Source organism: Roseovarius sp. MMSF_3281 (assembly GCF_030733685.1).
Lineage (GTDB): Bacteria > Pseudomonadota > Alphaproteobacteria > Rhodobacterales > Rhodobacteraceae > Roseovarius.
The window spans coordinates 47,827-67,921 of the sequence record NZ_JASHIM010000018.1; the positions used below are offsets into that span (position 1 = coordinate 47,827).

General features: G+C 56.3%; 19 protein-coding genes and 1 tRNA gene. 10 read left to right on the forward strand and 10 right to left on the reverse strand.

Annotation, left to right across the window (positions count from 1 at the left end):
• Positions 1–14 precede the first annotated feature (14 nt).
• From RBB32_RS15930 to RBB32_RS15945, 4 genes are all read right to left on the reverse strand, one after another.
• A complete protein-coding gene (locus RBB32_RS15930) occupies positions 15–770 on the reverse strand; it encodes an ABC transporter ATP-binding protein (protein ID WP_306154180.1) in 756 nt (251 codons plus the stop codon).
• A 12-nt stretch (positions 771–782) separates the two neighbouring features.
• Positions 783–1,985, reverse strand: a complete 1,203-nt coding sequence (locus RBB32_RS15935; protein WP_306154182.1) for a branched-chain amino acid ABC transporter permease — start codon at positions 1,983–1,985, stop codon at positions 783–785.
• Between the two features lie 3 nt (positions 1,986–1,988).
• On the reverse strand, positions 1,989–3,020 hold the full coding sequence (locus RBB32_RS15940; protein WP_306154185.1) for a branched-chain amino acid ABC transporter permease: 1,032 nt from the start codon (positions 3,018–3,020) through the stop codon (positions 1,989–1,991).
• 101 nt (positions 3,021–3,121) lie between these two features.
• Positions 3,122–4,468: a substrate-binding protein gene (locus RBB32_RS15945; RefSeq protein WP_306154187.1), complete on the reverse strand. Its 1,347-nt coding sequence runs from the start codon at positions 4,466–4,468 to the stop codon at positions 3,122–3,124.
• A gap of 222 nt (positions 4,469–4,690) precedes the next feature.
• On the opposite strand from RBB32_RS15945, the gene RBB32_RS15950 reads away from it, so the two are divergent.
• The 8 genes from RBB32_RS15950 to RBB32_RS15985 all read left to right on the forward strand — a co-directional run bounded on the left by RBB32_RS15950 (position 4,691) and on the right by RBB32_RS15985 (position 13,417).
• On the forward strand, positions 4,691–6,001 hold the full coding sequence (locus RBB32_RS15950; RefSeq protein ID WP_306154189.1) for a helix-turn-helix domain-containing protein: 1,311 nt from the start codon (positions 4,691–4,693) through the stop codon (positions 5,999–6,001).
• A gap of 70 nt (positions 6,002–6,071) precedes the next feature.
• Positions 6,072–6,446 carry a response regulator transcription factor gene (locus RBB32_RS15955; RefSeq protein ID WP_306154191.1) on the forward strand — a complete coding sequence of 125 codons (375 nt, stop codon included), beginning with the start codon at positions 6,072–6,074 and terminating at the stop codon, positions 6,444–6,446.
• Positions 6,439–6,714 (forward strand): hypothetical protein, encoded by a 276-nt coding sequence (locus RBB32_RS15960; RefSeq protein ID WP_306154193.1) that lies wholly within the window; start codon positions 6,439–6,441, stop codon positions 6,712–6,714. The genes RBB32_RS15955 and RBB32_RS15960 overlap by 8 nt, the downstream gene beginning before the upstream one ends.
• Positions 6,715–9,405: an ATP-binding protein gene (locus tag RBB32_RS15965; protein WP_306154195.1), complete on the forward strand. Its 2,691-nt coding sequence runs from the start codon at positions 6,715–6,717 to the stop codon at positions 9,403–9,405.
• 48 nt (positions 9,406–9,453) lie between these two features.
• Positions 9,454–10,524 (forward strand): FliM/FliN family flagellar motor switch protein, encoded by a 1,071-nt coding sequence (locus tag RBB32_RS15970; protein WP_371931076.1) that lies wholly within the window; start codon positions 9,454–9,456, stop codon positions 10,522–10,524.
• Positions 10,525–10,658: 134 nt separating this feature from the next.
• Positions 10,659–10,982 carry a TraR/DksA C4-type zinc finger protein gene (locus tag RBB32_RS15975; protein WP_306154199.1) on the forward strand — a complete coding sequence of 108 codons (324 nt, stop codon included), beginning with the start codon at positions 10,659–10,661 and terminating at the stop codon, positions 10,980–10,982.
• A 79-nt stretch (positions 10,983–11,061) separates the two neighbouring features.
• Complete coding sequence (locus RBB32_RS15980; protein ID WP_306154201.1) at positions 11,062–11,271, forward strand: hypothetical protein; 210 nt, start codon at positions 11,062–11,064, stop codon at positions 11,269–11,271.
• Positions 11,272–11,359: 88 nt separating this feature from the next.
• Complete coding sequence (locus RBB32_RS15985) at positions 11,360–13,417, forward strand: enoyl-CoA hydratase-related protein (RefSeq protein WP_306154203.1); 2,058 nt, start codon at positions 11,360–11,362, stop codon at positions 13,415–13,417.
• A gap of 8 nt (positions 13,418–13,425) precedes the next feature.
• Here the strand turns inward: RBB32_RS15985 and RBB32_RS15990 are convergent, their stop codons facing one another.
• Positions 13,426–13,641, reverse strand: coding sequence for a hypothetical protein (locus RBB32_RS15990; RefSeq protein WP_306154206.1), 216 nt, complete (start codon positions 13,639–13,641; stop codon positions 13,426–13,428).
• 140 nt (positions 13,642–13,781) lie between these two features.
• Between RBB32_RS15990 and RBB32_RS15995 the strand changes: the two genes are divergently transcribed.
• Positions 13,782–14,042 carry a DUF2312 domain-containing protein gene (locus tag RBB32_RS15995; protein WP_306154208.1) on the forward strand — a complete coding sequence of 87 codons (261 nt, stop codon included), beginning with the start codon at positions 13,782–13,784 and terminating at the stop codon, positions 14,040–14,042.
• An 80-nt stretch (positions 14,043–14,122) separates the two neighbouring features.
• Here RBB32_RS15995 and RBB32_RS16000 read toward each other — a convergent pair whose 3' ends face one another.
• Positions 14,123–15,154 carry a hypothetical protein gene (locus RBB32_RS16000; protein ID WP_306154210.1) on the reverse strand — a complete coding sequence of 344 codons (1,032 nt, stop codon included), beginning with the start codon at positions 15,152–15,154 and terminating at the stop codon, positions 14,123–14,125.
• Between RBB32_RS16000 and RBB32_RS16005 the strand changes: the two genes are divergently transcribed.
• Positions 15,128–15,203 (forward strand) — tRNA-Thr (locus RBB32_RS16005). The genes RBB32_RS16000 and RBB32_RS16005 overlap by 27 nt on opposite strands.
• Positions 15,204–15,223: 20 nt before the next feature.
• Here the strand turns inward: RBB32_RS16005 and RBB32_RS16010 are convergent.
• The 4 genes from RBB32_RS16010 to gatB form a co-directional block, all read right to left on the reverse strand.
• Positions 15,224–16,699, reverse strand: coding sequence for an aminotransferase class I/II-fold pyridoxal phosphate-dependent enzyme (locus RBB32_RS16010; RefSeq protein ID WP_306154211.1), 1,476 nt, complete (start codon positions 16,697–16,699; stop codon positions 15,224–15,226).
• 277 nt (positions 16,700–16,976) lie between these two features.
• Positions 16,977–17,600, reverse strand: coding sequence for a Hint domain-containing protein (locus tag RBB32_RS16015; protein ID WP_306154213.1), 624 nt, complete (start codon positions 17,598–17,600; stop codon positions 16,977–16,979).
• Positions 17,601–18,064: 464 nt separating this feature from the next.
• Positions 18,065–18,535: a thioesterase family protein gene (locus RBB32_RS16020; RefSeq protein WP_306154215.1), complete on the reverse strand. Its 471-nt coding sequence runs from the start codon at positions 18,533–18,535 to the stop codon at positions 18,065–18,067.
• Positions 18,536–18,567: 32 nt separating this feature from the next.
• A complete protein-coding gene (gene gatB / locus RBB32_RS16025; RefSeq protein WP_306154237.1) occupies positions 18,568–20,076 on the reverse strand; it encodes an Asp-tRNA(Asn)/Glu-tRNA(Gln) amidotransferase subunit GatB in 1,509 nt (502 codons plus the stop codon).
• Positions 20,077–20,095: the final 19 nt, after the last annotated feature.

The following is a 20,095-nucleotide window of genomic DNA, read 5'->3' on the forward strand; positions in this document are numbered from 1 at the left end:
TCGTGATCTCCTTTTTACGCCGTTTCGCCAAGATAGGCTTCGCGCACCTTCGGGTGGCCCTTGATCTTGTCCGGCGTATCTTCGACCAGCGGTGTGCCCTGGGCCAGAACGGTGATCCGCTCGGCAAGGCTGAATACCACGTGCATATCGTGTTCGATGATGGCGATGGTGATATCACGCTCGTCCTTGATCTGCTTGAGCAGGTCGATCGTGTTGTTGGTATCGGCCCGCGCCATGCCGGCGGTTGGTTCGTCCAGCAGCAGAAGCCGAGGCTCCTGCGCCAGACACATGCCGATCTCAAGGCGCCGTTTGTCACCGCGGCTCATCGAGGCCGAGTGCATGTGGCGCTTGTCGGCCATGTTCAGGCTTTCAAGCATGTTTTCCGCCTGATCCACGATCTCTTTCTCGTTCGCGGTATCCTCCACGGCGTGCATGCGGAAGGCGCCGTCGCGTCTGGCGAAGATTGGGATCATCATGTTCTCCAGAACGCTCAGATCACCGAAGATTTCCGGTGTCTGGAATACCCGTGAGATTCCCATCTGGTTGATCTCATAGGGTTTGCGGCCCAGAACGCTTTGCCCGTCGAACATGACGCTGCCCGTATCGGGGATCAGCTTACCAACCAGACAGTTGAGCAGGGTGGATTTGCCCGCCCCGTTGGGGCCGATGATCGCGTGGCATGAGTTTTCTGCCACGCTGAGGTTGACGTCGCCCAGGGCCTGAAGGCCACCGAAGCGTTTGTTGACGTCCTTGACTTCAAGAATGCCCATCGTTGGCCCTCCTTATTCTGCGGGTTCGGTGCTGGTGGATTTTTCGGACTTGTCGTCGGCTTTCTTGCGTCCGAAGAGGCGCGAAATCCGTTGACCGGCCTCGACCAGACCACCGGGCAGGAAAATGACAACCAGCATGAACATCAGGCCCAGCGTAAGGTGCCACCCCTTGCCGATGAAGGGGTAAATCAAGGTTACGATCAGGTCCTCAAGGCCATCGGGCAGGAAGGCGAACCAGCCATGCAGGATGTCCGAGTTGATCTTGGACAGGATGTTTTCCATGTATTTGATCAGACCTGCACCAAGGACCGGACCGATCAGGGTGCCGACACCGCCGAGAATGGTCATCAACACCACCTCACCCGAGGCGGTCCAGAACATGCGCTCGGCACCGGCAAGAGGGTCCATGGCGGCCATCAGGCCACCGGCCAGACCGGCATACATGCCCGAGATCACAAAGGCCGCCAAAGTATAGGGTCGTGCGTTCAGGCCAGTATAGTAGAGGCGTTGTTGGTTCGATTTGATTGCCCGCAACATCATGCCGAATGGCGAACGGAAGATGCGGATCGACAGGTAGAACGATAGCAGCATGATGATGGCGCAAAAGTAATAACCGTTCGAGAAAGTGAACGCCCAATCGCCGATCTCAAGTTGCGAACTTCCGCGCATTTCCATGCCGAAAAAGCCCGGAACCGGGATGTTGTCGCCTGTGGCCGCGCCATCAAGAACCCGCGGGTCATCAAGCGCCAGTTGCAAGCCGGTTTCGCCACCTGTAATCGGCGTCAGAACCGAGTAGGCCAAGGCATAGGTCATCTGTGCAAAGGCCAATGTCAGGATCGAGAAGTAGATGCCCGAGCGGCGCAGCGAAACATAGCCAATCACCAAGGCGAACAGACCTGCGGTGATCACCGACAAGATGATCGCCGGTACCACGTTCATGCTAAGCAGTTTGAACATCCAGACGGCAGCGTATGAACCTACCCCAAGGAAGGCAGCATGTCCGAAGCTGAGGTATCCGGTCAGGCCGAAAAGAATGTTGAAGCCGATGGCGAATATCCCGAAAATCACGAACCGTTGCATAAGGTCGGGGTAGCCGGCATTGAATTGAGCCATGGCAGACCCGACGGGGAAGGGATTCAGGATAAACGGAGCGAACAACGCTAGCGCCGCCACGAGGATCAAAAGCGAGGTGTCTTTCTTGTTGAGGCCTAGCATGGATCAGTCCTCCATCACGCCTTTGCGACCCATGAGGCCACGCGGACGTGTCAGCAGAATAAGAATGGCGACCAGATAGATAATGATCTGGTTAATACCGGGAATCAGGTCGATGATCTCTTTCATCGAGGCGAAGCTTTCGAGGATACCCAGAAGGAAACCGGCAAGCACCGCGCCCGGCAAAGAGCCCATGCCACCCACGACGACGACCACGAAGCTGAGCACGAGGAAATCCATGCCCATGTGGTAGTTTGGCGAGTTGATCGGCGCATACATCACCCCGGCAAGCCCTGCCACGGCGGCGGCGATGCCGAACATGATGGTAAAGCGTTTGTCGATGTTGATTCCCAGAAGGCCCACTGTATCGCGATCTGCCATACCGGCCCGGACGACCATCCCGAATGTTGTGAATTGCAGGAAAGCGAATACCGCACCGATGATGAGGGCCGCGAAGGCAAAGTAGACCAGACGCCAGTATGGATAGATGATCTGGTTGGCCTCCATCCCCAGCATCGCACCAAAGTCGAATGAGCCGGTGAAGGCTTCTGGCGCGGGTGTCGGGATCGGGTTGGCCCCATAGAAATACTTGATGATCTCTTGCAGTACGATGGCAAGGCCGAAGGTTACAAGGATCTGGTCGGCATGTGGGCGGTTATAGAAATGCTTGATAAGCCCGCGCTCCATGACCACGCCGATCAGGATCATGACCGGAATCGCGAAGAGGATGGCCAGCGGGACAGCCCAGTCGATGATTGTTTCGCCGGTTTGCTGGCCAAAAAGGTCGTATACGTAAGGAACATCCACTTTCAATGGATTGCCCAGAAAGTCGGTCCGTGATTCATCAACGACCTCATGGCTGAGGGTGATGATCCGAGAGAGGGTCACGGCACAGAATGCACCGATCATGAACAACGCCCCGTGGGCAAAATTCACAACCCCGAGCGTGCCGAAGATAAGAGTAAGGCCTAGCGCAATGAGGGCGTAGGCAGAGCCCTTGTCGAGCCCGTTTAGAACTTGGAGGATGATTGCGTCCATCATTCCACCCTTCGCGATTCAGTGTGATTGAGGCGTGATCACCATGCCGGGATCAGGCGTGTTCGGTCGCGCACGTATTGTGCGCGACCGGGACGGCGATTTTATGCGCCGTCGTTGCACGATCCTAGTGCGCCACCCTGGAATTGCGGGTGATCCGGGGCGTAGGTGACTTGCTCGGCAGGGGTCACTTCCACGATCTCCAGAAGGTCGAATTCGCTGGTCGGGTTTTCTTTACCCTTCACGACGAGAACGTCCTTGAAGCACTGGTGATCGTCGCCGCGGTACAGCGTCTTGCCATTACCCAAGCCGTCGAACTCGAAGTCTTCAAGCGCTTCGACGACTGCGCAGGGCTGGAAGCTGCCGGCGCGTTCACAGGCATCCGCATAGAGCAGGGTTTGCACATAGGTGGTGTGCGCGGCCTGGCTCGGCGGGAAGCCGTATTTTTCGCCGAAGGATTTGACGAATGCTTTCGAGCCTTCGTCGGTCAGCGACCAGTGCCAGTTGGTGGAGCCGAAGATGCCCTTCACATTGGCGCCCGCGCCGCGTGCCATCAGGCGCGAATAAAGCGGAACGATGATCTGGAAGTCCTTGCCGTTCACCTGCTTGTCGCGCAGGCCGAACTGAACCGCGTTGGTCAGCGAGTTCACCATGTTGCCGCCGTAGTGGTTCAGAACCAGCGTGTCGGCACCCGATTGCAGAACCGGTGCGATGTAGGACGAGAAGTCGGTCTGCGTCAGCGGCGTTTTCACGGCGGCGACGGTTTCCCAACCCATGGCTTCGGTCGAAGAGCGCACGGCTTCCTCGGTGGTGTAGCCCCAGTTGTAGTCGGCGGTCAGGTGATATGCCTTGCGGTCATCGCCGTAGGCGTTCTTCAGAACCGGCGCCAGAGCGGCGCCCGACATGTACGAGTTGAAGAAGTGGCGGAACCCGTTGGCCCGCTTGTCTTTACCCGTGGTGTCGTTCGAGTGGGTCAGACCCGCCATGAAGATAACACCGGCCTCTTGGCAAAGCGCCTGCACGGCCACGGCCACGCCCGAGGACGAGCCGCCGGTGATCATCACTGCGCCGTCTTTTTCGATCATCGACTTGGCCGAGGCGCGTGCGGCGTCCGATTTGGTCTGTGTGTCGCCGGTGACGTATTCGACTTTCTTGCCCAGAATGCCGTTCCCTTGCAGCGCTTTCGAGCTGAAGGTGTTCATCATGCCGCCGTCGCCACCACCGTTCAGATGCTCGACCGCCAGCTCATAGGCGCGCAGTTCGTCCGCGCCCTCGTCGGCGTAGGGGCCGGTTTGCGGCACGTTGAAGCCAAGCGTGACCGTGCTGCCGGTGGGCTCGTTGGTGTAAGCCGCGGCGCTCGAGGCGGTGAAGATCGTCGGAAGCGCGACGCCGGCACCAGCAACAGCGCTGGTTTTCAGCAGACCACGACGAGTCAGGTTCGAATTGGACATTGATATCCTCCCGTTGAAAAATTCGATCGGGGAGGGCCTCCTCTGCGCCTCCCCAAACGGCACAAGTGTGCAAAGGGATTATCGCAAGGAGTAAGAAAATTACGCAACATCTGCTTCTGCGGGCACGATTTTTTTGTAAAAAAATAGACAGAATGACTTTTCGAGTTGTAAATTACTACGCATTCCGCCACAGAAGCCTATTGAATCTTTAGGGTTTTCGTAATGTCGACCAGCTCCATTATCGGAACGCGCATCCGCGAGAAACGCATGGCGCTGGGCATGCGACAAACAGAGTTGGCAAGTGCGGCGGAAATATCCCCTTCGTATCTGAACCTTATCGAACATAACCGTCGCAGAATCGGCGGGCGGACGCTTTTGAAGCTGGCCGCGGCCTTGGAGGTCGAGCCGACGTTGCTTTCAGAAGGGGCTGAGGCCACACTCCTGTTGGCCTTGAAAGGGGCTGCCGGATCGCGCAAGGAATTGAAGGCGGAAACCGACCGGCTGGAAGAATTCGCCGGGCGTTTTCCGGGATGGGCGCAGTTGGTGGCCGCGCTTCATCAACGTGTCGAGACCTTGGAAAGAAGTCTTCAAAACCTGACCGATAGGATGGCGCATGACCCGCATTTGGCCGCGTCGCTGCACGAGGTTATCTCAACGGTCACAGCGATCCGGTCCGCGGCTTCCATTCTGGCTGATACGCAAGAGATCGAGCCCGAGTGGCAAAACCGGTTTCACAGGAACATAGGCGAAGACAGCCGGAGATTGGCCGAAGGGGCACAAGCCCTTGTACGATACCTTGAAGCCGGTCCCGATAGCGACGCTGAAGTCCTGTCACCACAGGATGAGGTCCAAGCCGTTTTGGCCGAAACCTCCTATTACCTTGAACCTATTGAAACGGCCGGTGAACCGAAGGCGGCCGTGGATGGCACCTTGGAAAAGCTGTCGGCCAAGCTTGAGAGTGACGCATCCCGGGGTATGCTTCGTGAGTACCTAGATGGGTATGCCGACGACGTCGCGCGTGTCCCGTTGAATGACTTGCGCGGTGCGATTTCGACATTGGGGATTGAGCCGGATGCCTTGGCGCAACGGTTCGGGGTTCAATTGCCATTGATCTTTCGGCGGCTTGCGTCGCTGCCCGAAGATGAAGTTGGTCCGGTTGGATTAATCGTCTGCGATAGCTCGGGGACGCTGCTTCAACGCAAGGAGGTTGCCGGTTTCGGGGCACCCCGTGTTGCAGGAGCTTGTCCGCTATGGCCGATTTTTCAGGCATTGCGGCAACCTTCCGCGCCGTTGCGTGTTCATCTGCGCCAAAGCGGACGTGAGAATGTAACGCTTCTGGCCATGGCCGCAGCCGAACCTGTTACGCAGGCAACGTTTGACCAACCGGCCTTGATAAACGGGTACATGCTGTTGCTACCGGTACGCGAAGATGCCAGCGTGCCGACGGTTGATGTTGGTATTTCCTGCCGGATCTGTCCGCGTAACGCCTGTGCCGCGCGGCGAGAACCTTCAATAATGTCAGAGGTTTTTTGACTTGTGAGGCGAGTTTCACGATAAACGATTATACGCAACGCGCGATGACGCCGGAGGGGAGGCCGGTGCCATGAACAAAAAAGTGCTTTTGATCGAAGATGAGCCGAATATCATTGAGGCGGTCAGCTTTATCTTGATGCGCGACGGATGGGAGGTGAAAACCCATTCGAACGGGCACGATGCCATGGATGCGGTGCGCAGGCGCGAGGCGGATATCGTCATTCTGGATGTCATGCTTCCGGGGCGCAGTGGATTCGACATCCTGAAAGACATTCGTTCAGATCCTGCACTGGGGGACACGCCCGTCCTGATGCTGACGGCCCGAGGGCAGGACAAGGACCGCGAGATGGCCGAAAGGGTCGGTGCGAACCGATTTATGACAAAACCGTTTTCCAACGCTGATGTTTTGGATGCTGTAAGGGCATTGGTGGCTGAACATGAGTGAAGACGGCCGCATACCGGTTTTCGTCGAGCGTAAAACCTACCGCCGTCGTCGCATGGCCGATGCTGCGCGCATGCTTCCAATGCTTGGGGCTATGCTGTTTTGTTTGCCGCTGCTTTGGGCCATCGACGAAGAGCCCCGAACAGCATTGACGATGTTCTATCTTTTTCTGGTCTGGGTCGGGCTTTGCGTCGTCTCTGCTGTCATATCGGCCCATTTGCCGACTGAAGCCGACAATTCACAAACCGAAGACCAGACCGAGGGCCCTTGAATGGCGTCCTTGAATGCGCTTGCGATTGTCTGCGTTCTTTATGTCGTGGTCTTGTTTTCGGTGGCTTTTGCCGCTGATCGAGCGGCGCTGCATGGGCGCGGGGCATGGCTTCGCTCGCCGATTGTCTACACGCTTTCGCTTTCGATCTATTGCACGGCCTGGACATTTTACGGCGCGGTTGGTTTCGCCGTGCGCTCGGGGCTGGAGTATGTGACGATTTATCTTGGTCCGACGCTTATCATGATTGGCTGGTGGTGGACCCTGCGCAAAATGGTGCGCGTAGGGCGTAGCCAAAGGATCACCTCGATCGCGGACTTGATCTCGTCGCGCTATGGTAAGTCGAATACCCTTGCGGTTTTCGTCACCCTTCTGGCCGTGATCGGAACGACCCCCTACATTGCCCTGCAACTGCAATCTGTCACCTTGTCGTTCCAGATTTTCGCCGAGAATGACCTTCTCCAGCGGCAAACCGTCAGCCAGCAATCAATTGCTTTCTGGGTTGCCGGTGGCCTTGCCGTTTTCACGATTCTCTTTGGCACGAGAAACCTTGACGCCAATGAACGGCATCATGGTGTGGTCATGGCGATTGCGCTGGAAGCCGTTGTGAAACTCTTCGCGCTATTGGCGGTCGGTGTCTTCGTGGTCTGGGGGTTGTCGGGTGGCATTGGCGAAACGCTGGCACGCATTGACGCGTCGCCCATCAAGAATTTCGAAGTCAGCGGCAGTCGCTGGGTCGGGTTGACCATGTTGTCGGCGGCCGCCTTCATCTGCCTGCCGCGCATGTTCCAGGTCATGGTTGTCGAAAACGAGGACGAAAGCCACTTGCGCACCGCGGCATGGGCCTTCCCTGCCTATTTGATGGCGATGAGCCTTTTCGTGGTACCCATCGCCGCGGTCGGACTGGAAAAACTCCCGTCGGCCTCTAACCCGGATCTGTTCGTTTTAACGCTGCCTTTACAGGAAGGTCAGGATGGCTTGGCCATCCTTTCGTTCCTCGGCGGCTTCAGTTCCGCCACGTCGATGGTCATCGTGGCTGCCATTGCATTGTCCACGATGGTTTCAAATCATATCGTCATGCCGATCTGGCTGTGGATGTCGGGTGGCACGGCCATGGTCTCGGGCGATGTGCGTAACGTGGCCTTGCTGGCAAGGCGGATATCTATCGCTGGCATCGTTTTTCTTGGGTATCTTTATTTTCGCGTCTCTGGTGGAGGCGCCGCCCTGGCCGCAATCGGATTGATTTCTTTTGTGGGTGTGGCACAGTTTTTACCCGCCTTGATGGGCGGCTTGTTTTGGCGCGGCGCCAATCGGGTCGGGGCGCTTGCGGGATTGGTAACCGGTGCGGCCATATGGCTTTACAGCCTGTTCTTACCCAGTTTCGGGGATACGTTCCTGATGCCGCAACATGTGATTGAACACGGTCCTTTGGGAATCGACTGGCTGCGACCGCAGGCCTTGTTCGGGACGGAAGGTCTTGACCCGATCGTGCATGCCTTCATGTGGTCAGTGTTTCTGAACACTTTGGTTTTTCTCGTGGTCTCGCTTCTAAGCTTTCCGCGACCTGTTGAGCGTTTGCAGGGTGCGCAGTTTGTGAATGTCTTTCAGCACTCGGGTACCGCCGGTACATGGTCCGGCGGCCTTGCACAAAGCGAGGATTTGCTGATCATGTCGCAACGCATCATGGGGCCTGCCGAGGCCCAGGCGTTGTTTTCGGAAGCCGCGAAACGACAGGGGATCGCCGGGCTTCTTCCCGAACCCACACCAGATTTTCTGCAAGAGTTGGAACGGGTTTTGTCCGGGTCTGTCGGGGCGGCAACCGCTCATGCGATGATAAGTCAGATCGTTGGAGGCGCGACGGTTTCCGTTGAAGACTTGATGGCGGTTGCGGATGAAACCGCCCAGATCATGGAATATTCAAGCCGATTGGAGGCCAAGACAGAAGAACAGGCTAGAACGGCAAGACAGCTGCGCGAAGCAAACGACAAGCTCACCCAGTTGTCGGTTCAGAAAGATGCCTTCCTAAGCCAGATCAGTCATGAGTTGCGCACACCGATGACATCCATCCGCGCGTTTTCCGAAATAATGCGCGACACCGAAGGCCTGACCGAAGATGAGCAGAACAAGTATTCATCCATCATTCACGATGAAGCGGTCCGGTTGACACGGCTACTTGATGACCTTTTGGACCTGAGTGTTCTGGAGAACGCACAAGTCCTGCTCAACTGGCAATCAGGGACGCTTGAAGAGGTGCTTGACCGGGCGGTTTCGGCTGCGGGTGGCAGTGATCCTGACTTCCAAATCGACCGTTTGCCGCAGCGTGAACACTTCGAGCTGCGATCTGATCTGGATCGTCTTGCCCAAGTCTTTATCAACCTAATTTCCAATGCACGGAAGTATTGTGACGCGAAAGACCCGGTTTTGAAGATCCGTGCAAAGCGAAGTGATGACCGTTTGATAATTGACTTCATCGACAACGGATCAGGTATCCCAATGGACAAGCAAACGCTGATTTTTGAAAAGTTCTCGCGCATTGGCGAGACAAAAGCCGGCGGTGCCGGTCTTGGGTTGGCGATTTGTCGCGAGGTCATGGCAAGATTGTCAGGCGCGATCACGTACTTACCGGGACAAAAAGGCGCGGCTTTCAGGGTGACGGTGCCGATCGACTCCCCTTCGGTGAAGGCTGCGGGATAAAACAGCTTTTGGTAAGACCTTGGTAACCAAAACGCGGTTAATTTGCTTGTGATTTACCGCAAAGTCAGTGGCGGGTATTCCGATATGACAGGCAAGAATTCAGTCATCCACCGCAAGGCGCAATTCGCACGCCAGGAATTCGATGCGCGTGGAATGTCGATGTCCAAGGCATTAAGGGTTGCACTGGCCCGCGTCGCGGACCGTCACTACGATTTGCCTCTTGTGGTCAGCACGGTGGAACAAGTCGCCGCAAGTCATGCCAAGTTGCGAGATCATTTTGAGGATGAGGGCTTACTGGCCCTATTGGGCGGCCCGGATCGCCTCGCGGGGGCTATATGTCTGGATACGCAGTTCCTGACGGCGTTGATCGAAATGCAGACCATGGGGCATGTCAGGCAAACAGCAGCGCAACGGCGGCCGGTCACAAGAACGGATGCCGCGATTTCTGCGCCTTTCATCGACAGGTTCCTGGAAACGGCGCACTCCCAACTTGCGGATGCCTCCCCCAAGCTTGCAGGATACAGATTTGACGACATGGTTGAAGATGCGCGCGCACTGACGCTCGCAATGGATGCACCAGATTACGCGATTTATAAGTTGACCGTAGATTTACATGATGGTGCGAAGTCAGGTTTGATGACGGTCATTCTGCCCGTCGATCCAGTCGGTGTCGCAAAAGGCGGGGGCGACCATATTCATGCGGAAAAAACCACCCAAGAGGGGCTAGGCGATGTCGCCCGAAACGCACCGGTGACACTCAACGCGGTTCTTGATCGACTGGAAATGCCGTTGCGGGACGCGTGCAAACTCCAAGTTGGCATGCGCTTTCCCATTGCGCCAAACGCGTTGGCGGATGCGCAGCTTACGGCAACAGGCGGATATGTCGTGGCAGGCGTTGTTCTTGGACAGGTCAACGGATTTCGCGCGGCCCGCCTTGTGTCAGGGCGCAACGGTCAGCTACCAACAGGCGTGGAGGCGCAAGTGCCGATGCCACCAAGTGAACAGCGGCACTTGGAGAAGGAAACCGGGCTGTCCAATGTCACGACGGATGAAGAAAAGCCTTCGGAACAACTTGACCCTGCAGCTTTGCCAGAGATGGTGAGCAGTGAAGACCCGTAACTTGTCGGCGAAGAGTGGGACAGCGGGTTTATCTAAGCGCGCTGAACCTGAGCGTGGTGCGCGGCACAAGTTGATGTGGGTCAAGGCAACCCGTTCTGCGACATGCGATTGTCGCAAAGCTCAGGAGGAAACCCATGAATACACCCGAGAAATACCGCCAGAAATTGATGACCCGCTTGGCCGAATTGGACAGCAGACTGCACCAAATTGAGGCAGACTTGGACGAACCGCACTCAAAAGACTGGGAAGAGAGCGCGGTTGAACGAGAAGGGGAAGAAGTTCTCGAAAAATTGGGTCAGACTGGGCAAGAGGAAATTGCCAGGATCCGGGCGGCACTCCGGCGCATAAGGGAGGGATCTTACGGAAACTGCGTCAGGTGTGGCGAGGCAATCGCCTTAGAAAGACTCGATACGCTGCCGGACACACCGTTGTGTCGCGATTGCGCTGCCGCGATTTGATACCATCTATGCAATGGAAATCATGCGCGTGCCCCCTTTTCGCGTATCGCGTCGCCGGACCAGAAAACGGGAGAGAAGGATGTCACAAAATGCCAAGGCGCTTGATGCGCTGATCAAAGAAATTGAAGAAGCGGATGCGGAAGACCGCGTTGCGTTTGAGACGCGGCTTTCGCGCTTGATCAAAGATATGGAAGATCGAGGTGAGCCTGTACCCGCGGTCGCCAAATGCCTGCACGACGAACTGGTCAATGAGAAGATCGAATCTCAATTTGACAACATGCCTGTCTAAACGGCGCAGGTTTCGCGCAAATCCTTGCGTGATGAGACTTTCTTCGTACTAATTACCCCAATAGGCCGTTTTCTGAAGTGGGGTTGGAGTGGTCTCGGAGGTTGACGTAGAATTTCGCGATAGTGTTGCTGTCCTGGCATTGAACAGGCCGGTCGCAAATGCCCTTTCGCCTTCGTTACGCCAAGCGCTGGAGCTGACGATAAGGTCTGCGATCGACGACAATACGATCAAAGCTATCGTTTTGAAGGGGGTCGGGCAGGGGTTTTCCTCGGGTGTGGATATAGGCGAATACGAGGGGCCCTTGGAAAATCCATGGGTTGGCGACCTTTGCCATTTGATTGAAAACGCGCCCAAGCCGATTGTGGCGGCGATGCATGGGGTGGCATTGGGTGCCGGGTTCGAACTGGCGTTGGCCGCGCATGCAAGAGTTGCAGATAGGGCTGCACGCGTTGCACTACCAGAGGTCACTTTGGGGTTGATCCCAGGTGCGGGCGGAACGCAGCGCCTTTCACGCATCACAGGTGCACAGGTGGCCCTTGAATGCCTCATGACTGGGCGTGTTATCCCGGTAAACGATCCGAAATTTCGCCGCGTTTTCGAGAAGTTGGTCGATGGCGACCCTGTTGAGCATGCGATTGAGATGGCGCTTGAACTGGCGTCCAAAGGCACGTGGATACCAACAAGAGATCGCCATCCGGGCCTGACCGATCCAGAAGCCTACCAAGCGTCGGTTCAGGCTGTGGCCGCAAGAATTGGTAACAAGAATTGCGCCGAGCGTGATATCGTAAGATGCATCGAAGCCGCACAGCTTTTACCGTTTGAGCAAGGTATCCAACTTGAACGCGTCCTTTTCGAAGATCGCTTGACATCCAAAGCCGCGCGCGCCTCGCGCCATTTCTTTGCCGCCGAGCGGCGCGCAAATGCCATGCCCGATCTGTCGAAGGGACAAGCATCTACGATAAATGTGGTGGCGTTGCTCTGCCAAGGTGTGTTGGCTGTTGAATTGGCTGTTCAATGTCTTGATGCGGGGCAAAGCGTAATGCTTGTCAATGCTGATGGCAGTGCGGCCAATGCGGTCACTGACCGGGTTGCAGCGCTGTATGACGCGGCTGTAAACCGCGAACGGCTCAAGGAGGTCGTCCGTAACGAACGCTTGGCTCGGATGAAAATTACAGATTTGCCCCGCGCCTTGCAGCAAGCGGATATTTTTTTCGATGACGCGAGCCTCGTGCTGACAGACGGATTGCCGGCGGTCAAATCGACCGCGGTCTGGGCAAGCGTGAACGGCGAAAACTGTGATCTTTCACGCTTGAAAAAGGTTCATGCGGAAGGAAAGCACGTCGTTCTAAAGCACAGCAGGCCGGCTCATAGTACGCAGTTGATCGAACTTGCCGTGCCCTACGGGACATCCTCCGATTCCACGGCCAGCGTCGTCCAGAGCCTTGCGCGTTCACGGCGAACGGTCGTGCGCAGCGCCCTTGTGCCAGGGTTGCTGAGTGACAATCTGAACTTCGCCTTGTTCGGTGCGGCCCTGGCGCTTTGTGAAGCGGGGGTCATGCCCCAAGAAATCGATGAGGCGGCATGTCAGTTGGGTTTCCCAAATGGGCCGTTCGCCTTGGCGGATGTATTGGGGCTGGTTGAAGTTCAGAACCGACACAACCGGCTTTGCGATGCGCGCTCGTTAAAAGCGCCCAAGGCGTTGGCCCTTTTGACCGCTCGTATTGCGGCAGGCGCAAAAGGGCGCGCCGTGGGCCGGGGCATATACTGTTACTCGGATGGCAAGATGCGCCCCGATCCAGAATGCGAAGAGTGGTTGGAGAATTGGCACCGGACGTGTGAGGCCGATCGAAAGCCGGCGAGTGACATTGGGCAGGCTTTGCTCGCGGCGCTGGTCAACGAAGCGGCACGTTTGATCAGTGAAAGGCGGGTCTTGCGTGCCTCGGATCTCGATATTGTTGCGGTGAAAGGGATGGGATTTGACCGCCGTCTCGGTGGGCCGCTATTGCAAGCGGATTTCATGGGAATCCTGCATTTGTTGCAGGAGATGAAAAGCCTTGCGTCGCTTGATCAAGATATTTGGACGCCGCATCCAAAGATCATCGAGATGGTCAAATATGGTCAGGGGTTTTTCGGTCGGGCCACATGAGCCGACCTTTAGCCCAGCATGATGCCGACGATCACCATCATCAGGCCGATCACCGATACGAAAAGGGCGCCGGTATTCAATGGCACAATTTTGCGGACGGTGTCGCGAAGGGCGTCGTCGCTCAGGCCGGATTTGCGGGCTTGCCACACCTTGTAGATACACCACAGCAAGCCAGCCAAGCCCAATAGTGAGACAACGGCACCGGACCAAATCAAAATATCCATGTGCTCACCTCCGCCGCTGCAAATCTGTCTTCGCCTATCCCAGGCTATCGGTAATCACAAGTGATGCGGTGAAGTTGCAGGTTGCAGCACAGATGTGAGACAGGTAGTCAGAAGGCTCATTTGAACCCATGAGGCGTGCCATGAATGATCTGAACCCTGATTCCAGTTATCGCGTCACCGCTGATGAACTTCGCCAGTTCGTGGAACGTTTCGAGCGTCTTGAAATGGAAAAGAAAGACATCGCGGATCAGCAAAAAGAAGTCATGGCCGAAGCCAAGTCTCGCGGCTATGACACCAAGGTCATGCGCAAGGTGATTGCCCTGCGTAAGCGGGACAAGGATGATATCGCCGAAGAAGAGGCCGTGCTGGAGATGTACAAGGAAGCCTTGGGGATGGGGTGAGACGCGCCCGGATTTCGGGCTCCGGCGGTAGCAAGATTCGATGCGCCGCGGTTTTTCCACTGTAAGTCGATGAAAAACACCTAGGGGGAGATGATATTGATCCCGGGGATACGCTGTATCTCGAAAATGTCTTCATCGTATAATTCGGTCAGGCGATCAATCAGGTCTTCGGTCCAGCCGGGAACATCCAGTTCTTCTTCAATCGCTGTTTCTTCCGCGAACTTGTCGAGGAATGCAACGATGACACGGCGCTTTTGGGCTTCGGTCATGCCCGGATGGGCCCGCATGTAGCTGCGAAACCGGGCAAGGCCTGGCTTGCTCATGATCTCGAAAAGCAAAGCAAATTCGCCCTTGAACTCGGTATTGGGGTCAAGCCCCGATATTTCACGGATGATCTGCCCCCAGATGATCGGTGTATCTTCATTGCACCAAACGGTGATGGGCATCTCCGGAAAGACATGGCGCAGGCGCGCAATGAGTTCCGACCATCGAATGGCCGTGGGGGCTACACCGTTCAGGTAGTCTTCCATGCTTGTTTGCGGCGCGTCCTTGAACATGGCGGGAAGAAAACTGGCCGGATTTCGGATCGCCAGGCACAGTTCAATCTGGTCCCCCGCGAATATCTGATGGAAGGCCGCCATGCGCCTGTCGGCCGCCGAGTATAGGACACCACCCGAGGCTGCCATTCTGGGCGTTCCGAAAAAACCGTGGTTCGACAAAATAATCCGGTCGGCCGTGTCATCTTCGATGATTGCGTCATGTGCGACTTCACGTGCATTCGCAGAAAGGCCAGTATCCGCCGCCGCGTGCAACATATCACGCAACAACTTTCGATAGCGCGTGGTGCTGGGCACATGTGTGCCGTGTTCGGACAGAAGATCCCGATTGGAAGCAAGGCACTTGATCAACCGATCTTCGTCGGTCGTATGCGCGCCCGCGTGTATAACCACCTGCATTCGCAATCCGTTCGTTACAGTGTGAGAAGCGCCGCCAATATAATCGGTTTCACAGGCAGTTAAACCGCTTTTCCCTCGGTGCGATTCTGTCTTGCATCGCCGCTCTGTTGTGCTTATCCAAAGCGCCGTGCCCCTATAGCTCAGCTGGTAGAGCAACTGATTTGTAATCAGTAGGTCGGGAGTTCGAGTCTCTCTGGGGGCACCATTTTTATCGTTTCAACTGTATCACTCTTCCTCTGATAAATGGCGAAGCGTCAGGCGAATGTCGTCTTGTGTCGTCAAGGGGTTGATTGTGCAAAGCCGTAGCGCGCTTTTACCTTTCAGGGTCGTGGTTGAAAGCGTGGCAAAACCGCTTTGTGAAATCCGGTCCGCGCGCCTGCTATGGTCATCGGCCGTAGCGCCCTTCAGGCCAAAGCAAACAACACCCAGTTGTGCGGGTGATAGGATTTCCCATGTCTCCGGTTCGGCACGCAACTGGCGTTCGGCTTCCTCGGCAAGGTCTATCCCGCGTTGAACGGCCTGCCGAAACGCAGAGGCCCCGTAGGTCCTTAGAGACAACCAGAGTTTCAGGGCCCTCGATCGACGTGTCAGTTCCAATGACCTGTTGCCATAGCTGACCTGATCATCGGTTTGCACGTCCTTCAAATATTCAGGGTTCATCGAAAAACAGCGATCAAGCGCCCCTGGTCGTGTGACAAAGCACATCCCCAAGTCGTAGGGTTGAAACAACCATTTGTGTGGATCCAAGACAACAGAATCCGCGCGTTCAAGCCCTTGCAACGCCCTGCGCCCGGCCTTCGTCATGGCCGCCGGTGCGCCATAAGCACCGTCAACATGCATCCATATGTCATGCCGTTTGCAGATGTCAGAGATCTGCCGCAAGGGATCGGATACCCCAGTGTTCGTTGTCCCGGCTGTGCCGACGACCAGCATGGGTTTCAGACCTTTACGGATGTCGCTCTCGATCGCCTGTTCAAGTGCTTTGGGGCACATGCGGAGTCTGTCATCAGATGGCAAAACGCGGATTTCATCATCGCTTAGGCCCATGTGCTTTAGATTGCGCGGCAATGAGGCATGGGTTTGGTCCATAAGATACGCCACGCCACGCCCGACTTCCGAGCGTGCGACGCAAAACGCCGTGAAGTTCGCCATGGATCCCCCCGAAAGCAATACACCTTCGGTTTGATCGGGCAGGCCCAGCATTTCAGCCAGCCAAGATACGACAGTGCTTTCAACGACGGCCGGGCCCGAGCCGCCCCCCCAACTGGCGCAGATGCTGTTAAAGCCGGTTCCCATCCAATCGCCCAGAATCGCGGCAAAAGACGCAGGACCCGGCACGCGCGCAAAATACCGGGGATGATCGCCATGTTGCATGTGTGCAAGTGCAACATTTGCCATAAGCTCTAGCGACGCATCCGGGTCCATCGGACTTTCGGGCAAGGCACCGCCCAGTTGCTGATTCAGGTCATTTGCGTCACCTATCGTGACCACAGGTTCAGAATCGCGGTGTTCAAAGCGATCGACGACCATATCGACCATCTTGTATCCAAGCCGACGCATTTCATCTGCAGTCAATCCAAGAGTGTCCGGGGGAACCTGGGGCGAGTTCTCCGAAAAAGGGGGCTTTGGTGCCATGGTCTGCTCCGCGTTTTTTTGTAAGCTATGCTTGGTGGCACGGGAAGTGCAATGCCCCAGGCCCAAGCCTTGTGCCGTCTTTTGGGGTATGTCACGGAACCAAGTGTGTCATCTCTGATAGGCCCATGACGCGGCGTGCCGGCGAGGGCTTGTGTATATTGGCTTTTTGGCAGCCAGTTCATGGCACGCGCAAGACCCATGACCGTCGGAAGCCGTTGGATCGGTAAGGGGTGTTTGACCCCGTAGCTGGAATCGCGATGAATTTCTGATCCAGTGAAAACGGGCGCTGACATGATATTAGACATAGAAAGCGTTACGCCTCAAGAAAGCTTGGGATTCTTGCCTAGGCCGGAAGGGCAACGCAGCTGCGGACAAGTGGTTGCGTCTCTGCATCGGTCTTGTGGCCATCGTAGGCGCGCGGTGTGTAATGGAGGCTTTCCGTCCATGCATTGTCTGACAAGATTAGCTCATGATACTCCATAAGCAGCTGAATATAGGTCACGTCAGCCCATGGGGCTTTTTCGACACCGGGTTTTCCGACAAGGTCACGCGCTTTGACCAGTGCCTCGCATTCTCTGACCGACGCCACAAGGGTTTCGTCGGTCGTCAACAGACGATGCCCCGCCGATACGACAAGATCGCGGTCAGGCAAACCGGGGTAAAGCGCACCCGCCCGAATTCTTATGGGGAATGACGCATTTTGGTGCATGTTCAAAGTAACGCTAAACTTTCGCTGTCCCGACCATAGCAAAGGTTGAAAACCCCTGTCTCGGGTCAGAATTCGATCACCTTTGCGCAGGTCTTCAATCGCACGTTTGCCATTAAGTGTTGTGATCATCGTTCCGGGTGTGAAACCGGTGTTTTCACCAACAAAACATGCGTCCGAGATTTTTCCCTCTGCTCGCAATTCCCATGACACACCTGCGTTTTTGTCACACTCGGGAATAGGGTGGAGGTTCGTGCTCATCTGCGGCCTAGATCAATGATGTTGGTTCGATCTCACCCGTTTGGAGCCGCGGGTATGCCTCGCGAGGTGGATACTGGCGCCAATCTGGTTTTGGTTTGTGTCTGAATTTGGGCATTTCGGGCACAGGTTTTGGGTTTTGCCGGACACTCTCAACTGACAGTAGAATGTCATGATTGCGCGGCGGGGTGGCCTGAGAAATGCAGACGCCGCCTCGAATCGCATTGCAAAATAAAGCGTTTCGCGAAAAACCTGAATCACAGATTTTCGCGAAACGCAGTGCTCCGCTCAATCGTTGCACGGGTTCCGCCTTTTGCCGATGCCCCAGTTTAAAGGCGGAACGCTTTAGGCAGTTGTTTTTGCCATGCTTCGTGCGCGCCCAACTGCGCAAAACCACGTAAAAATAGGTTTAATGCGACCGTTTGGAGCCTTCGGCATAATCTATCGTTTCTAGATGTTGTCGCGACCTACATTCCGATAGACCGGCCCACGCCCTCGGGGCGGGTGAGCTGCGCTTGTGCCTCGGCCATGGCTGAAATCCGTGACAGAATTTTCGGCGGCATCGGGGCCACGCGGGGGCCTGAAAGGTCCACGTGCAGGGTCATGCCTTCGCCCGTAGCGGCCAGCCAACCATCTTCGTGATACATTTCCTGATAGCTGTGAAAGCGCTTTTCGTCATGCGCGATCAGCCAGAAGGAACAGCGCACCTTATCGCCAAGCTTCACCTCACGCAGATAGCGCACGTGAAACTCGGCGGAAAAAGTCGTGTGATTGGCGGATTTCACATAGTCCGGGCCAAAGCCGAAAGTCTCGAACGCCTCATCGGCCGCGCGATCGAAGAGGACCGTGTAATACCCCATGTTGAGGTGGTTGTTATAGTCGATCCAACCGGGTTCGATCTCAAGGAAGCTGGACATGAAAGGTTGTTGTCCGGTCATCTCATGTCCTTTCCTTCCCACGCGAGCAGGCGTTAAAGGCCAAGTTTGGCTTGCACGATCTCGTTTACGGTTTTCGGATTGGCCTTGCCGCCGGTGGCTTTCATCACCTGACCCACGAACCAGCCTGCCAGTTTCGGATTGCCTTGCGCCTTTTCCACTTGGGCAGGGTTGTCGGCGATGATCTGATCGACGGCGGCCTCGATGGCGCCGGTGTCGCTGACCTGTTTCATGCCGCGGTCCTCGACGATCTTTTGAGGGGCTTCGCCGGTTTCGATATGGATTTCCAGAACGTCCTTGGCGATCTTGGTGGAAATCTCATCTTTCGCGACCATGGCAAGAATCGCGGCGTTGGCTTCGGGGGCGGCAATCTCGCGCGGCCCAACCTCGGCCTTGTTGGCGCGGCCCAGAACCTCGTTGATGACCCAGTTGGCGGTTTTCTTGCCGTCGCCCGCGCCGACCGAGTCTTCGAAATACTGCGCCAGATCGACGTCGGCGGTCAGGACGCTGGCGTCATACTCGGTAACGCCGTAATCGGTGACAAACCGGGCCTTTTTCTCATCCGGCAGCTCGGGCAGGGTGGCCGCGATCCCGTCGACCCAGTCCTGTTCGATCTCAAGTGGCAGCAGGTCGGGATCGGGGAAATAGCGGTAATCATGCGCCTCTTCCTTGGAGCGCATGGACCGCGTTTCGTTCTTGTCGGGATCGTAAAGGCGGGTTTCCTGCACCACTTCGCCACCGGCCTCGACGATACCGATCTGGCGGCGCGCCTCGTATTCGATGGCGGCTTGGATGAACCGCATGGAGTTCATGTTCTTGATCTCGCAGCGGGTGCCGAGGTGGCTGAAATCCTGCGTTTCCATGTATTTCTCATAGGCGCCGGGGCGGCAGATCGAAACGTTCACATCGGCGCGCAGGTTGCCGTTTTGCATGTTGCCGTCGCAGGTGCCCAAGTACCGCAGGATCTGGCGCAGCTTGGTGACATAGGCGGCGGCCTCTTCGGGGCCGCGAATATCCGGGCGGCTGACGATTTCCATCAGCGCCACGCCGGTGCGGTTGAGATCAACAAAGGACATTGCCGGGTCCATGTCGTGGATGGACTTACCGGCGTCCTGCTCGACGTGAATCCGTTCGATCCGGACCTTTCGGGCAATGCCGGGTTCCATATCCACAAGGATTTCACCTTCACCCACCAGAGGATGATAAAGCTGCGAAATCTGGTAGCCTTGGGGCAGGTCAGGGTAGAAATAGTTCTTCCGGTCAAAGGCCGACCACAGGTTGATTTCCGCTTTCAGGCCAAGGCCTGTGCGTACGGCTTGTTCAATGCAGAATTCATTGATCACCGGCAGCATGCCGGGCATGGCCGAATCCACGAAGGAGACATTCGAATTGGGTTCGGCTCCGAACTGGGTGGAGGCGCCGGAAAACAGTTTGGCCTTTGACGCTACCTGCGCATGGACTTCCATCCCGATCACAAGTTCCCAGTCGTGTTTCGCGCCTGCGATCACCTTGGGTTTCGGGGTTTCATAGGTCAGGTCCAGCATGCCGATTGTCTCCATCGCT